This window comes from Streptosporangium sp. NPDC020072 (assembly GCF_040631445.1).
In the GTDB taxonomy this organism is placed as follows: Bacteria; Actinomycetota; Actinomycetes; order Streptosporangiales; family Streptosporangiaceae; genus Streptosporangium.
On sequence record NZ_JBEYAB010000010.1, the window covers coordinates 38,106 to 53,555 of the forward strand.

A 15,450-nucleotide genomic window follows, 5' to 3' on the forward strand; every position below is an offset into this window, starting at 1 on the left:
CTTCACGACAGGAGCTCCTGGAAGTCGACGGTGGGGTTGAGCCAGCGCTCCGGCGGGCCGAGAGGGGCGTGGCCGTCGGCCGCGTGCCGGTCAGCCAGCGCGATCAGGTAGCGGATCACCGTCAGCTTGGCCTCGGCCGCGGAGAGCCCGAAGGGGGCCAGCGCGGGAAGGGCCTGGGCGAGACAGGCCCTGGCGGTCGTCGCCGGGCCGTTGCGGCGCAGCAGGCGGTGGAAGAGGTGGTGGACGGCGTCGAAGCCGAACGGGACACCGGTGCCGAACCGTTCCCAGTCCCACACCAGCAGCCTGCCGTCCGCCGCGCGTGCGATGTTCCAGGGGGCGAAGTCGCCGTGCCAGGCGAAGCCCCGCCTGTGCGGGACGGGCAGGTGGCCGATCTCGGTGACGGCCTCGACGAGGAGGCGGCCGGGCACGGGGGTCGCTCGGGCGTTCCGCCGTACGGGCAGGGGGGACAGCGCGAGCACGGACAGGCCGCGCCACGTCCCGTGGTGGAGCACGGTCGGGGCGACGACGGTCTTCAGGGGGATGTCGGCGAGCATGGCGAGCGTGCGCGCCTCGTGTGTGACGAGGTCACGGACCCGGGGCGTGTCGCCGATCTTCACGAAGGCGGCCAGCCCGTCCCGCGCGTGGGCTTCGAGGATCGGCTTGCGGTTGGCGCGCCTGGGGGGACGGACGTGCAGCACGACCCGGATCGGGGTGCCGAGCGCCTGGCTCAGGTAGGTCTCGATGGTGTCGTCCCCGGAGGGCACCAGCACCCTCCTTCCCGGGTGCCACCACGCGCGGGGCGCCAGCCTGCGGGGAAGCGTGCGGTGGGGGAGCAGGCTGTAGGGGCGGGGCTCGCCTTCCGAGGGGAACAGCAGGCCGACCGTCCTGGTGAGGTAGCGCAGCCGGACACGGGTGTCGTTCATGCGGCCCCACTCGTCATCGAGTTCCTCCAGAGCAGCGCGAAAGAGATCAGATACAGGCTGAGCGGTGTGACCAGCCCGTCGTAGACGAACATGTAGAGCAGGGTCAGGATCATCACCAGCACCCCGGCCAGGCCGACGGGGCTCCGGTCGGGCCAGTGGCGGCGGATCGCCCCGACGAAGAACGCCACGTACAGCCCGGCCCCGACGAACCCCTGGGTGATCATCAGGTGCCAGAGCTGACCGTCGCTGCCCAGCGGTGGATGGCCGCACCCCTCGCACCAGTCGGTCCTGCCGGTGGTGATCGTGTTGTGGTTGCCCATGGCGTTCCTGGTGTTGCCGTAGCCGATGATCGGCGAGGTGCGCGCCGCGGCGACGGTCGCCGAGACGGTGAAGGCGCGGATGTCGTTGCTGTGCGGGTTGTCCAGCCGCTCGGCGACCAGGGTGCGCAACGGGCTCAGGAGCAGCAGCAGCGCCCCGGCGGCGATGGCCGAGCAGGCCATGATCCGGGTCCGCGCGCCCAGGCGCAGCAGCAGGTAGACGGCCGCGACCCCGAGGCCGATCCACAGGCCCCGGTTCAGGGAGTAGACGACCGGGACGGCGCACAGCGCGAGCAGCGGGGCCACGGCCAGGCGTCTGCGCGGCCCGCCGTACGTCCACCAGCCGACCACGAACCAGACCAGCAGCACCGAGACGTTGCTTCCCCAGGCGTTGGCCCATTCGAAGGGGGCCTCGGGGCGGGGGGAGGCGTGGCCGAGGACCTTCTGCACCTGGGCCGTGGTCGGGTGGATCAGGTTGTGCACGTAGGGGTTGTCGGCGATCCAGTGGGGCAGCACCATCTCGACCGGTGAGGTGAGGTCGGCGCCGGGGACGAGAACCCCGAGCAGGCCGCCCACGACGGTCGTGACGAACAGCGCGCCGAGCATGCGCACCAGAGTGAGCTGGGGGAGCTCCCGCTGGGTCAGGTTGCCCAGGTAGAGGACCATGATCAGCAGGGAGACGTACAGGGCCAGGCGCATCAGGTAGCCGAGCACCCGCCCGAGACCGAAGTCGCCGTAGGTCCCCGGCGGCATCTCCCCCAGCATGAGCGCGCTGATGAGGTAACCGGCCAGCAGCATCAGCCAGAGGCCGAACCCCCGGGGAACCCTGATCGGCCGTCGCCGCCACAGCACCGCCGCCATCGCCGGGGCCAGCACGACGATCGACAGGCCGCCGAAACCGAGCGCCCACCAGACGGGGTAGCCGACGAGCAGCGCGGCGATCGGCCAGGCCGCCCGGTCCAGGCCTCTCACGGGGGGAAGGCCGTCTCTGGCGGGGACAACGTCCTGATCGGCACGGTGGGCATCGAGGCCCCGGCGACCCATCTGCCCGGCTCGGGGACGCTCTCCGGGGCACGGCCGGCGGAGCGGGGCGTCGGGCGGCTCACCGGGAAGGAGGTGGGCCAGTCGCCGGGGGCCTCGTCACGGCGCGACGCGACGCTGCGCGTATGGCGCGGTGTGTCCTGCGGGGGTTGCGGCGGGATCTGCTGGGCGGGGCGCTCCACCGTTCGCTGCGGGGGAGGCGGGGGGGTGAGGAGGCCTCCGACCACCGGCATGCCCTGCCTTCCGAGTCGCCGTACGGCCCGCGCCATTCCGCGTGGGGAGATCCCGGCGACGCTGACCAGCAGCACCGCGCCCTCCTCGCCCGCCAGTCTCTCGATCTCCTCGGGGCGTGCCCGCAGGACGGCGCCGGGTCCCGTCCCTCCGGTCGCGGGCGCGTTCTGCCTGGCGGGGCGGTCGCGGAGCCAGGCGAGGCCGACCCCGGTCAGGAGCCCGGCCATCAGGCCGCTGCCGAGGTAGAGGGGCGGGCTTGGCTGGCTGGGGGCGGCCGGGGGGACGGCCTCGCTGATCACGGTGCCGGGGGTCACGGCCACCGTCCGCAGCGCGTCGTACTTCACGGTGAGGTTGTAGACCTGGCGGCCGAGGACGTTCTGCCGCTGCGCGGCCAGGGTCCGCTCCGCCGTACCTTTGGGCAGGCTGGGGAGCGAGGCGACCACGGCGGACAGGCTCGCGTTGACCTGCTTCAGCTTGGACTGGAGCGCCCCCAGCTGGGCGTCCATCGCCCGTGCCGCGGCCTCGCGCCGGTTGTCCAGGTAGGCCCTGGCGTAGGCTCCCGCTCCCGCCGCCGCGGCGGCCGGGTCGGAGGCGGTGTAGGAGATGTCCAGGACCGAGGTGTTCGGGGGCACGGAGACCTCCACCGGCCCCGGGGTGCCGCCGAGCGTGCGCCCGGCCTTTCTCGCGACCACGGCGGACTGGGCGACCTGGGCCTCGGTGTCGAGGTTGAGCGCCTCGCGCTGCCGGTTGGTGACCTGGTTCGTCTGCTCCTGCAGGCCCGTCGGGGTGACCAGCACCTGGGCCGAGGCGGTGTAGGAGGGGGGGATCACGCACAGCAGCACGGCACCCGCGCCCGCGCCACCGGCGAGCAGGAACAGGATGGTCGGCCAGCGGCGGCGGAGGAAGGACACGTAGTCCGTCAGGTCTCCGCCGGAGCGGCGGACCGAGGCGTCCGGCGGAGGGCTCATATGTTTCGAGTCCTTTTCGAGGGGGTTTGATATGAGGGTTCGATGATTTCGAACGCTAGGAACTATAGGTCCGCCTGCTGTTTTCTCGATCCGATACACAAGATTTTCGTGACGGGCGCCGTCGCGGCCGAAAGAAAATAAACACCATTTATCCGATATTTCCTTGCGATTGCCATGCGGGGGCGGCTCGGGAACGTCGAAGCCGGTGACGTGGCACGTCCACGCGGTGGCAGGCTTGGGGCGCGGCGGTGACCGCGGAGCCAGAAACCGGAATGACCGGAATGGTCGGAATGTTCGTGAGGAAACGGTGGTTCTGACGGTGTATTTGTGTGATGCCGCGATGCGGCTTTTTTCGCGGAAGGCGTTGTTCGCCGTTTCGGGTCTGGCGCTGGTGCTCGGAACCGGGGCGTGCGCTCCTTCCGAGGGCGCCTCCCGCGACCGGCCGCGGAGCACTCCGGCACGGGCCGACGTGAGGCCGTCCGCCTGCGCGGTCGACGCCAAGCTCGTCCCCGCCTGCGGCGCCTGGTGGGGGATCGCGCCGGAGATCTTCACCGGCAGGCCCCCGCAGCGGGCGATCGCCCGCGCCGAACGGCGCATGGGCCGCCGCGCCGACATCGTGCACCTCTACCACCGGGGCACCGAGCTGTTCCCGACCCCTCAGGAGCGCCGGATCGCCCGTGACCCGAAGGGCCGCAGAATCCTGCTGGTCAACTGGAAGCCGTCCCTCGACCACACCTGGGCGCAGATCGCCAAGGGCGCGATCGACTCCCGCATCGACCGGCTGGCCGCGCACATCACCGGGAGCTTCCCCGAGAGGTTCTTCCTCACCGTCCATCACGAGCCGGAGAACGACGTACGGCAGCGCCCGGGCTCGGGCATGACCGCCGAGGACTACGCCGCGATGTTCCGGCACGTGGTGCTGCGCCTGCGGGGGGACGGCGTGCGCAACGCGGTCACGGTCATGACCTACATGGGCGCGCCCAACTGGGGGGCGAGCCCCTGGTTCGACCGGCTCTACCCTGGCGACGACGTGGTCGACTGGGTGGCGATGGACCCCTACGCCGACGAGCGGGTGCGGAACTTCGGCGACCTGGTCGACAGGACCCGCGAGGGGTTCGCCCGCTGGCCGGGGGCCTACCGGTGGATGAACGCGCACCTGCCGGGCAAGCCCGTCATGCTCGCCGAGTGGGGCGTGTTCGAGCGGCCGGGCGACCCCGCCTTCAAGGAGAGGTTCTTCGCCGGGGCACGGCGGCAGGTGCGCGACTATCCCCGGATCAAGGCGCTGGTCTACTTCGACTCGCCGCACGCCCCGAGGGGGGACACCCGCTTCGACACCACCCCGGGGGCCCTACAGGCCTTTTCCGGCCTCGCGCACGACCCCGACCTGCGCGCCCCCGCGGTTCCGCAGAAGTGACCAGGCCACGGCGCCGACGACGGACATCCCGCCGACGCTCCACAGCAGGGCCGTGTTGCCGACGCCCAGGAGCTTCAGCGCCGAGGCGAGCAGCACGACCGCGAGCAGCGCGCGGATGACGCCGCCCGGTGCCCAGGCGGAGATCCTGGCGCCGATGTAGACACCGGGGATCGAGCCGACCAGCAGGGAGGTGGTGATGGACAGCTGGAAGTCGCCGAACAGCAGGTGGCCGAGGGCGGCCGAGGCGACCAGCGGCACGGCCTGGACCAGGTCGGTGCCGACGAGCTGGTTGGCCTTCAGCGCCGGATACAGCGCGAGCAGCGCCACGATGATCAGCGAACCCGAGCCGACCGACGAGATGCCGACGACCAAGCCTCCGACCGTACCGACCAGTAAGGTCGGAATAGGGCGCACGACGATGGACGACAGCTCCGCCGAGGCCTTCCCCTGGTCGTCACGTGACATCCAGGCCTTGGTGACCAGCCCGACGACCGCCAGCAGCAGGGCGACGCCCAGGGCGTACTTGACCACCTCCTGGACCTGCTCGCCGTCCCCGAAGGCCCTGGCGGCGAAGACCCCGCAGAAGGCCGCGGGCACCGAGCCCGCGCACAGCCAGCCGACCAGGCGCAGGTTCACCGTCCCGCGCCGCATGTGGACGACCCCGCCCACCGGCTTCATGACGGCGGAGGCGACCAGGTCGCTGGAGACGGCGGCCAGGGGAGGGACGTTGAAGAACAGCAGCATCATCGGCGTCATCAACGCGCCGCCGCCCATGCCGGTCAGCCCGACGATGATCGCGACGATGAAGGAGCCGGCTGCCAGGGGGATGTCGATGGCCATCGGTCGCTCACCATTTCTCGGTCACTCTGGGTCATTCAGGGTCACTGTGTGGCGGGCGGCGCGGGGCCGCCCGTTGCGGGGGCCCGGCGCCCCGGGCCCCGGGGTCAACGGACCCACCCTCCCCGGATCAACGGGTCGAGCACCTGCCGTACCGCCTGGTCCACACTGATCGAGGTGGTGTCGACGACCAGGTCGGCGTCGTCGGGCTCCTCGTAGGGGTCGGAGATCCCGGTGAACTCGGGGATGAGACCCGCGCGCGCCTTGGCGTAGAGCCCCTTGCGGTCACGGCGCTCGCACTCTTCGAGCGGAGTGGCCACGTGGACCAGCAGGAAGTCGGCGCCGACCGCCTCGACCATCTCCCTGACCTCCTCGCGGGTCGCGGCGTAGGGCGCGATGGGCGCGCAGATCGCCAGCCCGCCGTGCCTGGCCGCCTCCGCGGCGACGAACCCGATCCTGCGGATGTTCAGGTCGCGGTCCTGCTTGGAGAAGGTCAGCCCCGCGGACAGCAGCCGCCTGACCACGTCCCCGTCCAGATAGGTGACCGTACGGCCGCCGCGTTCGAGCAGCGCGTCCCGCAGGCCCCTGGCCACGGTGGACTTCCCTGAGCCGGACAGGCCGGTGAAGAAGACCACCAGGCCGCGCCGGTGCGGCGGGCCGGGCAGCGTCACCGGCTCGGGGCCCGCCAGGTGCTCGGTGGCGCCGTAGGCCTCCGCGACACGCTCACGCAGCTCCAGATCGATGCTGGGGTCGTCTCTGCGGGCCAGGGGCACCACGGCCAGGAGGGCGTCCTCGCCGAGCCTCTCACGCGCCTTCAGCGCCGCGCGGACCACCGCGGGGCCGTTCTCACCGAACGCCAGCGGCAGCAGCAGCACCACGGCGCCCAGCTCCCGCGCGGTCGCCTCGATCTCGCCGAGGTCGTCCAGCGGGCCGCGCATGGTGACCGCGAGCGCGGGCCGCTCACCCAGCTCCTTGCGGATCTCCGCCGGGGTGAGGCGCAACCTGGCGAAGGGGCCGTGCTCCGGGGCGTCGAGCGCCTCGACCGGACCGGCGACGAGGCCGTCGTGACGGTCGGTGACGGTGAGCACGGCCAGCGCGGCGCCCTCGGGGTCGCGCAGCGTGACCCGGTCGCCGGGGGCGGCCGGGTGGTCGTCGGGCAGCGCGAACGTGACCGGCGCGGGCCAGCTCGTGCCGTCCGTCAGGACGCCGTGCCCGTCGACGGAGTGCGCGTCGGCCGAGCTCATGAAGCCCGTCAGAGGCTGGAAGGCACCGGAGAGCAGCAGCTCCAGGTCGGCCAGCTCATGGGCGTCGGGGGTCCACTCGAAAGGGGCCGTCATCTGCTCCACAATCCCGATCAACTTAGTCGGATTTCATCACCTTACCTACTCCAGTTGTCCCACACCAACCCCTCCGGCTCATATCAACCGGGCGAAGTGGTTCTGTGGCTTGCGGACGACCATGGTGATCTCGTCGTGCGAGGCGGGCCGCCGCCCCCGGGAGACGGTCTCGACCATGGAGCAGACGAGCTTGACCAGGGCGTGCTTCGGCCCGCTCAGCGCCGGGCCGCTCGTGGCCGACACGTCGTCGGTCACCATCAGGCCGCGTGTCAGGCAGTAGGAGTGCATTCCCTCGCGCGAGGTGATCTCGCCGTAGAAGGGGCGCAGCGGGCCGACCGCGCCCTCGGGGGCCAGCTTCGGCCACAGCAGCCGCCGTAGCACGTTGGGCAGCAGCCGTTCGCACGTGCCGTAGGCCGAGGCGCGGTCGCGCATCCGCAGCAGCACCAGGCCGCCCGGGCGCAACCCGGCGAGCAGCCGGTCGAGCACCAGCTCCGGGTGCTCGATCCGTTCGAGCAGGAACGGTACGTGCAGGACGTCGAACGCGCGGGGCGGCACGGGCACCGAGCGCAGATCTCCCAGCGCCAGCGCGTCGAGGTCCTTGCGGGCCCCCGCGCTCACCCGCAGCGCGGGCAGGTCCTCGTCGATCCCGGTGACCCGCGCCTGGACCCCTTCGAGGTCGAGCGGCTCCGGCCATCCGCACCCGGCGACCAGGATGTCCAGCCGTCTGCCGGGCTGCCCCGCCGCCTGCTCACGAATCCGCCTGCTGAATATGTCGTCCCGCGAGACGACCGACCGTACCTCAGACATGCAACCGACAGTAGTCAATTGCGCACCGATAGTCGCGCATTGGCCATCGCCCGACGGTGACGATTGCGGTCCCCGCCCCAGGGGCCCCACGTGCCCACCGGGCGGACGGCGGGCCGGAACACCGTGGGCGAACACCGGTAGCCTGGGAGAGCCCCGTGCCGGACCCGGCCCGGGGCCTGCCGTGTTGCCGTCGTGGGGCTGTGGGCGAATCTGATGAGCCTTTCCGGACTACTTGACCTTGTCGCTGGAGAGCCGAAGCTGGCCTCCGTCCTTCGTGACGTGCGCGGGGGCGACCTCTCCGACGTCTCGCTGATCGCGCCGCCCGCGCTGCGGCCGTTCACCGTGGCCGCGCTGTCCAGGGACGGGGCCGAGGACGGCGCGCGGACCGTTCTCGCGGTGACCGCGACCGGCCGCGAGGCCGAGGACCTCGCCGCGGCGCTGACCAGCCTCATCGACGGTGACTCGGTCGCGGTCTTCCCCGCCTGGGAGACCCTGCCGCACGAGCGCCTCTCACCGCGCAGCGACACGGTCGGGCAGCGGCTGGCCGTACTGCGCAGGCTGGCGCACCCCGTCGCGGGCGACGCCGCCGCCGGGCCGCTGCGGGTGATCGTCGCCCCGGTCAGGGCCGTGCTCCAGCCGATCGTGCGGGGCCTGGGCGACCTGCGCCCGGTACGGCTGCGCGCAGGTCAGGACGCCGACCTCGACGCCGTCGTCGCCCAGCTCGTCGAGAACGGCTACAGCCGGGTCGACATGGTGGAGAAGCGCGGCGAGGTCGCGGTCAGGGGCGGGCTGCTCGACGTCTTCCCGCCCACCGAGGAGCACCCGCTGCGCCTTGAGTTCTGGGGCGACACCGTCGAGGAGATCCGCTGGTTCAAGGTCGCCGACCAGCGCTCCCTTGAGGTGGCCGAGGGCGGCCTGTTCGCGGCCCCCTGCCGGGAACTGCTGCTGACCGAGGAGGTCAGGGAGCGGGCACGGCTGCTGGCCGAGGAGCACCCGGCGCTGACCGAGATCCTCGGGCAGCTGGCCGAGGGGGTCGCCGTCGAGGGCATGGAGGCGTTCGCGCCAGTGCTCGCCGGGGAGATGGACCTGCTGGTCGACCACCTGCCCGCGCGCGCCGCGGTGTTCGTCTGCGACCCCGAGCGCATCAGGGGACGGGCGGAGGAACTGGTGCGCACCAGCCAGGAGTTCCTTGAGGCGTCGTGGATCAACGCCGCCTCGGGCGGCGAGGCGCCCATCGACCTCGGGGCGGCGGCCTTCCGCAGCCTTGAGGAGGTCCGCGACCACGCGCGGGAGCTGGGCCAGCCCTGGTGGTCGATCGCGCCGTTCGGCGGCGACGACCTGGGCGACGGGCTGCTCCTGCCCGCCAAGGAGGCGGAGAGCTACCGGGGCGACACCCAGCGGGCACTCGGCGACATCAAGGGCTGGCTTGAGGAGGACAGGGCCGTCGTGCTGCTCAGCGAGGGCCACGGTCCCGCCGAGCGCATGGTCGAGTTGCTCAAGGGCGTGGACCTGCCCGCCCGTCTTGAGGCCGGGCTCGACACGGCCCCCGACCCCAAGGTCGTGCACGTCACGACCGGCCTGGTCGAGCACGGTTTCGTCGCGCCGGGGCTGGCCGTACTGACGCATCTGGACCTGGTGGGGCAGAAGGCCTCGACCAAGGACATGCGCAGGCTGCCCTCCAAGCGGCGCAACATGGTCGATCCGCTCCAGCTCAAGGTCGGCGACCACGTGGTGCACGAGCAGCACGGCGTCGGACGCTACGTCGAGATGGCGCAGCGGACCGTGCAGGGCGCGACCCGCGAGTATCTCGTGATCGAGTACGCCAAGGGCGACCGCCTCTACGTGCCGACCGACCAGCTCGACGAGGTCACCCGCTACGTCGGCGGAGAGGCCCCCACGCTCAACCGGATGGGCGGCGCCGACTGGGCCAAGGCGAAGACCAAGGCCAAGAAGGCGGTCAAGGAGATCGCCGGGGAGCTGATCCGCCTCTACTCCGCCAGGATGGCCTCACCCGGGCACGCCTTCGGGACCGACACCCCCTGGCAGCGGGAGATGGAGGACGCCTTCCCCTACGCCGAGACCGGCGACCAGCTGGAGGCCATCGACGAGGTCAAGCGCGACATGGAGCGGGCCGTCCCGATGGACAGGCTGATCTGCGGCGACGTCGGCTACGGCAAGACCGAGATCGCGGTGCGGGCGGCGTTCAAGGCCGTCCAGGACGGCAAGCAGGTCGCGGTGCTCGTGCCCACGACGTTGCTGGTCCAGCAGCACCTGTCGACCTTCACCGAGCGTTTCTCCGGATTCCCGCTGAACGTCAGGCCGCTCTCGCGCTTCCAGACGGACGCCGAGGCCAAGGCGACGATGGAGGGACTGCGTGAGGGCTCCGTCGACGTGGTGATCGGCACCCACAGGCTCTTCTCCCCGGAGATCAGGTTCAAGGAGCTCGGCCTGATCATCATCGACGAGGAGCAGCGCTTCGGCGTCGAGCACAAGGAGGCCATGAAGCACCTGCGGACCCAGGTCGACGTGCTGGCCATGTCCGCGACGCCGATCCCGCGCACACTGGAGATGGGCCTCACCGGCATCCGGGAGATGTCGACGATCCTCACCCCGCCGGAGGAGCGGCACCCGATCCTCACCTTCGTCGGGCCGTACGACGACAAGCAGATCGCCGCCGCCATCCGGCGCGAGCTGATGCGCGACGGCCAGGTGTTCTTCGTGCACAACCGGGTCTCCAGCATCAACAAGGTCGCGGCCATGCTGCACGAACTGGTTCCCGAGGCCAGGATCGCCGTCGCGCACGGCCAGATGCAGGAGCACCAGCTCGAACGGATCATGGTGGGCTTCTGGGAGCGTGAGTTCGACGTGCTCGTCTCGACCACGATCGTCGAGTCGGGCCTGGACGTGCCCAACGCCAACACGCTGATCGTCGACCGGGCCGACAACTACGGCCTGTCCCAGCTCCACCAGCTGCGCGGCCGGGTCGGGCGTGGCCGTGAGCGCGGCTACGCCTACTTCCTGTACCCGCCGGAGAAGCCGCTCACCGAGACCGCCCACGAGCGCCTGGCCACCATCTCCCAGCACACCGAGATGGGCGCGGGCATGTACGTGGCGATGAAGGACCTGGAGATCCGGGGCGCGGGCAACATCCTCGGCGCCGAGCAGTCCGGGTTCATCGCGGGAGTCGGCTTCGACCTGTACGTGCGGATGATGGCCGAGGCCGTCCAGGAGCAGAAGGCCAAGCTGTCCGGCGCCCCCGTCACCCAGGAACGCGCCGACGTCAAGGTCGAGCTGCCGATCGACGCGCACATCCCGCACGACTACGTGACCTCCGAGCGGCTGCGCCTGGAGGCCTACAAGCGCATCGCCGCCGTCGAGTCCGACGAGCAGGTCGCCGCGGTCCGTGACGAGCTCCTCGACCGGTACGGCAGGCCGCCCCAGCCGGTCGAGAACCTCCTTGAGGTCGCCCGCTTCAGGATCCGGGCCCGTATGGCGGGGCTGACCGACGTCACCCTCCAGGGGCAGAACATCCGCTTCGCCCCCGTGGACCTGAGGGACTCCCAGCAGGTCAGGCTGCAGAGGCTGTACCCGAAGGCACTGCTGAAGCAGGCGGCCGGTACGTTGCTCGTACCCGTGCCGAAGACCAGGCCGCTCGGCGGCCAGCCGCTGCGCGACCTGGACCTGCTCAGGTGGTGCGGTGACCTGGTCCAGGCGATGTTCCTTGAGAACCAGCCGGTAAAGTAAACGGCGTCTGTCGTGAAGGGATCGCAAGTGAAGTCGACTCGACTGCGCGTCATCCTGGCGGTCGCCGCCGCAGGAGCCGCGCTGACCGCCTGCTCTCCGGGGCAGGCAGGCACCGCCGCCATCGTCGGCGGTGAGCGGATCAGCACCGGCGAGCTGGACAGCAGCGTCAAGGAGTACGAGGAGGCCCTCGCCAAGGCCAACGTCTCCCCCGCTGACCTGCAGTTCCCCGGCAGCGTCCCGCAGGTGGTGCTGTTCCAGCTGGCCACCGCCAAGCAGTACACCAAGGCGGCCGAGCGGCAGGGCATCACGGTCACCGAGGCCGAGATCGACCAGGTGGTCGCCGCCTCCGGTGGCGAGGCCCAGCACGAGCAGCGGATGCTCCAGCAGGCCGTCGCGCCGTCGCACTCGCGCGAGTTCACCAAGGCCGGTCTGATGCTCACCAAGCTCATGGCCAAGTACGGCGGCGGCGCCGACCAGGAGGCGCTCCAGCGGGGCCAGGCCCAGGCGATCAAGGACCTGCAGGCCGTCAAGGTCACCTGGAGCCCGCGTTACGGCGTGCTGAACGACAACCGCAGCGAGCAGTCTCCGCAGCTGTTCGTGGACGCGGGCCGTTTCGGCGCGATCCCTCCCGCCGCACGGGCCCAGTAGTCTCGGGGGCATGCCCCTGATCGTCGTCACCACCTCGCCCAGGGTCGCCCCCGGGCTGCTCAGCCACCACGCGTGGCAGGTCCTGAGGGAGGGGCCGGTGCGCACCGGCTCCGCCGGACATCCGCACCTGCCCCATCTGGAGGAGGCCGGCGTCACCGTCGAGGTCGTCGAGCCCGATCCGGCGGCCCTGGTGCGCGAGGCCCGTGACGGGACCGTGGTCTGGCTCGGGGCCGACGAGGCGTTGATGCGCGCGGTCGGGCACGCGGCGCTCGCCCTCGACGACCCGCCGGTGATCGAGGTGGTGCCGGGGTCGTACGACCTGCCGGGCGGGCGGCTGCTCGACCTGGTCGAGGTGATGGACCGTCTCAGGACGAACTGCCCGTGGGACGCCAAACAGACCCACGAGTCGCTGGCGCCGTACCTCCTTGAGGAGGCCTACGAGGTGCTGGAGACCATCGAGGAGGGCGACCACGCCGCGCTGCGTGAGGAACTCGGCGACCTGCTCCTCCAGGTGGCCTTCCACGCGAGGCTCGCCCGTGAGCGCTCCGCGGGGGAGGGCGGGTTCGACATCGACGACGTGGCCGACGGGATCGTCGCCAAGCTCGTCCGCCGCCACCCGCACGTGTTCGCGGACGTCAAGGTCACCGGCGCCGAGCAGGTCGGCGACAACTGGGAGGCCATCAAGGCCGCCGAGCGCGCGGCCAAGAACGACGGCGACGCCGGGTCCGTCCTCGACGGGGTCCCGATGGGCCAGCCCGCTCTCTCCCTGGCGGCGCAGCTCATCCGGCGCGCGGAGCGGGTCGGCGCACCGGACGGCCTGCTCGTCGATCCCGAGGCCGCCGGAGACGACCTGGGAGCGCGCCTGTTCGCCCTCGTACGGCGGGCGCACGAGGCCGGTCTCGACCCCGAGGCCGAACTGCGCGCCACCGCCCGCCGCTACCGCGACCGGGTCCGCGCCTGGGAGGCGGGGGAGACCGGGGAAGCCTGAACCGGGTCAGACCAGACGGCCGTTGACGAACTGGACGAGGCCGTAGGCGCGGTGGCGCAGGCCGGAGAAGCCGAGCCTGTTCAGGGCCTCGACCACCTCCTCGTCCCCGAACAGGCGCACCCCCGAGGCCACGCCGACGAGGGCGTTGAGCGGCCCGCCGTACGGCACCCGCCTGGTCGTCATGACGGCGATCCTGCCGCCCGGCCTGAGGACCCTGGCCATCCCGGCGAGAGCCTCGAAGGGGTGTTCGAACAGGTAGAGCGCCGCCAGGCAGGAGACCGCGTCGAAGCAGCCGGGCAGGAACGGCAGGCCGGCGGCGTCACCCCGGACGTAGCCGACGTTGCCGAGGTCACGCGCCCGGGTGTCGCGCACCGCGCGGGCGAGCATCGACGCCGAGGCGTCCAGGCCGACGGCCAGGCCCGCGGGGCCGACGCCGTCCGCCAGCGCCCGGGTCACGTTGCCCGGCCCGCAGGCGACGTCCAGCACCCGGTCGCCGGGTCCGAGTTCGAGCATCCTGCCGACCAGTGCCAGCTCCTGGCGGGTGCCCGGCCCGAAGGGGCCCTTCATCGCCCCGAGGACCGCCGGGCGCCAGACCCGCTCGTAGATCCCCGGCAGGAATCCCGAACGCATCAGCCACTGGACGGGCGATCCGGCGGGCTCCGCGCCGAGCAGGTCCAGGTAGCCGCCGGCCGTGGCGTCCCGTCCCGCCAGGTCGAGCAGGGTGGGGTCCAGCAGTTCACGGACCCGGTCGAGTGCCGTGGCTTGGCTCATGGTTCTGATTTGAGCACATCCGGAATTCGAAGGGGGAAGCCGCCCACCGTACTGGGAGGTAGGCCTCGATAGGCTTCTGCGGCAATCTGTCCTGCGACTTTAGGAGCGCTTCGTGGCTTCCATCGAGGGTGTCACCGCCCGCGAGATCCTTGACTCCAGGGGCAACCCGACGGTTGAGGTCGACATCCTGCTCGACGACGGCAGCGAGGGGCGCGCAGCGGTGCCGAGTGGTGCCTCGACCGGTCAGTTCGAGGCCGTCGAGCTGCGTGACGGCGACAACCGCTACGGCGGCAAGGGCGTCGAGAAGGCCGTGCTCGGGGTGACCGACGAGATCGCCGACGAGATTCTCGGGTTCGACGCGGCCGAGCAGCGCAGCATCGACCAGGTGATGATCGACCTCGACGGCACGCCGAACAAGAGCCGTCTCGGCGCGAACGCGATCCTCGGCGTCTCCCTCGCCGTGGCGAAGGCGGCGGCCGAGAGCGCGGAGCTGCCGTTGTTCCGTTACCTCGGTGGCCCGAACGCGCACGTGCTGCCCGTGCCGATGATGAACATCCTCAACGGTGGCGCGCACGCCGACACCAACGTCGACATCCAGGAGTTCATGATCGCGCCGATCGGAGCCGAGTCGTTCCGTGAGGCCGTGCGAATGGGCACCGAGGTCTACCAGGCGCTCAAGGCCGTGCTCAAGGAGAAGGGCTACGCCACCGGGCTCGGCGACGAGGGCGGTTTCGCGCCCAACCTGCCCTCCAACCGTGACGCGCTCGACCTGATCCTGGTCGCCATCGAGCGGGCGGGTTACGTGCCCGGTGAGGACGTCGCCCTCGCGCTCGACGTCGCGGCCTCGGAGTTCCACTCCGACGGCGTCTACACCATCGACGGCAAGGGCCTCTCCTCCGCCGAACTGGTGGCCTTCTACGAGGACCTGGTCGCCAACTACCCGCTGGTCTCCATCGAGGACCCGCTGAACGAGGAGGACTGGGAGGGCTGGAAGGCCATCACCAAGGCGCTCGGCGACAAGATCCAGATCGTCGGTGACGACCTGTTCGTGACCAACCCCGAGCGGCTCGGCCGGGGCATCGCCGAGGGCACCGCCAACGCCCTGCTGGTCAAGGTCAACCAGATCGGCACCCTGACCGAGACCTTCGAGGCGGTCGACCTGGCGCACCGCAGCGGCTACCGCTGCATGATGAGCCACCGTTCCGGCGAGACCGAGGACACCACGATCGCCGACCTCGCCGTGGCCACCAACTGCGGTCAGATCAAGACCGGCGCCCCGGCCCGCTCCGACCGCGTGGCCAAGTACAACCAGCTGCTGCGCATCGAGGAACTGCTCGACGACGCCGCCCGCTACGCGGGTCGCGCCGCTTTCCCGCGCTTCCAGCGGTAGTTTCGCCTGTATGGCTTGCGCCCGATTTGCTCGG

At 71.3% G+C, this 15,450-nt stretch carries 12 protein-coding genes; 5 read left to right on the plus strand and 7 right to left on the minus strand.

Annotated features, from left to right (window positions below; translation table 11 throughout):
• Window positions 1-2: 2 nt before the first annotated feature.
• Genes ABZ470_RS24210 through ABZ470_RS24220 form a run of 3 tightly spaced genes read right to left on the minus strand, consistent with a single transcriptional unit; the run spans window position 3 to window position 3,480 of the window.
• Complete coding sequence (locus tag ABZ470_RS24210; protein WP_352013904.1) at window positions 3-923, minus strand: hypothetical protein; 921 nt, start codon at window positions 921-923, stop codon at window positions 3-5.
• Complete coding sequence (locus ABZ470_RS24215; RefSeq protein WP_352013903.1) at window positions 920-2,212, minus strand: hypothetical protein; 1,293 nt, start codon at window positions 2,210-2,212, stop codon at window positions 920-922. Before ABZ470_RS24215 ends, ABZ470_RS24210 begins: the two co-directional genes overlap by 4 nt.
• Window positions 2,209-3,480 (minus strand): Wzz/FepE/Etk N-terminal domain-containing protein, encoded by a 1,272-nt coding sequence (locus ABZ470_RS24220; RefSeq protein WP_362914020.1) that lies wholly within the window; start codon window positions 3,478-3,480, stop codon window positions 2,209-2,211. The genes ABZ470_RS24215 and ABZ470_RS24220 overlap by 4 nt, the downstream gene beginning before the upstream one ends.
• A 340-nt stretch (window positions 3,481-3,820) precedes the next feature.
• Here ABZ470_RS24220 and ABZ470_RS24225 point away from each other — a divergent pair, with 340 nt between their 5' ends.
• Window positions 3,821-4,894, plus strand: a complete 1,074-nt coding sequence (locus tag ABZ470_RS24225) for a hypothetical protein (RefSeq protein WP_352013901.1) — start codon at window positions 3,821-3,823, stop codon at window positions 4,892-4,894.
• Here ABZ470_RS24225 and ABZ470_RS24230 read toward each other — a convergent pair.
• The 3 genes from ABZ470_RS24230 to ABZ470_RS24240 form a co-directional block, all read right to left on the minus strand.
• The gene (locus ABZ470_RS24230; protein ID WP_362776789.1) at window positions 4,829-5,734 is read right to left on the minus strand and encodes a sulfite exporter TauE/SafE family protein; all 906 of its coding nucleotides are present in this window, start codon (window positions 5,732-5,734) and stop codon (window positions 4,829-4,831) included. The genes ABZ470_RS24225 and ABZ470_RS24230 overlap by 66 nt on opposite strands.
• Window positions 5,735-5,838: 104 nt before the next feature.
• A complete protein-coding gene (cysC, locus tag ABZ470_RS24235; RefSeq protein ID WP_362914022.1) occupies window positions 5,839-7,068 on the minus strand; it encodes an adenylyl-sulfate kinase in 1,230 nt (409 codons plus the stop codon).
• A gap of 78 nt (window positions 7,069-7,146) precedes the next feature.
• A complete protein-coding gene (locus tag ABZ470_RS24240; protein WP_352013898.1) occupies window positions 7,147-7,875 on the minus strand; it encodes a class I SAM-dependent methyltransferase in 729 nt (242 codons plus the stop codon).
• A gap of 213 nt (window positions 7,876-8,088) precedes the next feature.
• On the opposite strand from ABZ470_RS24240, the gene mfd reads away from it, so the two are divergent.
• The 3 genes from mfd to ABZ470_RS24255 are packed head-to-tail and all read left to right on the plus strand — an operon-like array spanning window position 8,089 to window position 13,255.
• Complete coding sequence (gene mfd, locus ABZ470_RS24245; RefSeq protein ID WP_362914025.1) at window positions 8,089-11,619, plus strand: transcription-repair coupling factor; 3,531 nt, start codon at window positions 8,089-8,091, stop codon at window positions 11,617-11,619.
• A gap of 27 nt (window positions 11,620-11,646) precedes the next feature.
• The gene (locus ABZ470_RS24250) at window positions 11,647-12,267 is read left to right on the plus strand and encodes a SurA N-terminal domain-containing protein (RefSeq protein WP_352013896.1); all 621 of its coding nucleotides are present in this window, start codon (window positions 11,647-11,649) and stop codon (window positions 12,265-12,267) included.
• 10 nt (window positions 12,268-12,277) lie between these two features.
• On the plus strand, window positions 12,278-13,255 hold the full coding sequence (locus ABZ470_RS24255) for a MazG family protein (RefSeq protein WP_362914027.1): 978 nt from the start codon (window positions 12,278-12,280) through the stop codon (window positions 13,253-13,255).
• A 6-nt stretch (window positions 13,256-13,261) separates the two neighbouring features.
• Here ABZ470_RS24255 and ABZ470_RS24260 read toward each other — a convergent pair whose 3' ends face one another.
• Window positions 13,262-14,026, minus strand: coding sequence for a methyltransferase domain-containing protein (locus ABZ470_RS24260; protein WP_362914029.1), 765 nt, complete (start codon window positions 14,024-14,026; stop codon window positions 13,262-13,264).
• A 112-nt stretch (window positions 14,027-14,138) separates the two neighbouring features.
• Here ABZ470_RS24260 and eno point away from each other — a divergent pair, with 112 nt between their 5' ends.
• Window positions 14,139-15,416, plus strand: coding sequence for a phosphopyruvate hydratase (eno, locus tag ABZ470_RS24265; protein ID WP_352013893.1), 1,278 nt, complete (start codon window positions 14,139-14,141; stop codon window positions 15,414-15,416).
• The last annotated feature ends 34 nt before the right edge of the window (window positions 15,417-15,450 follow it).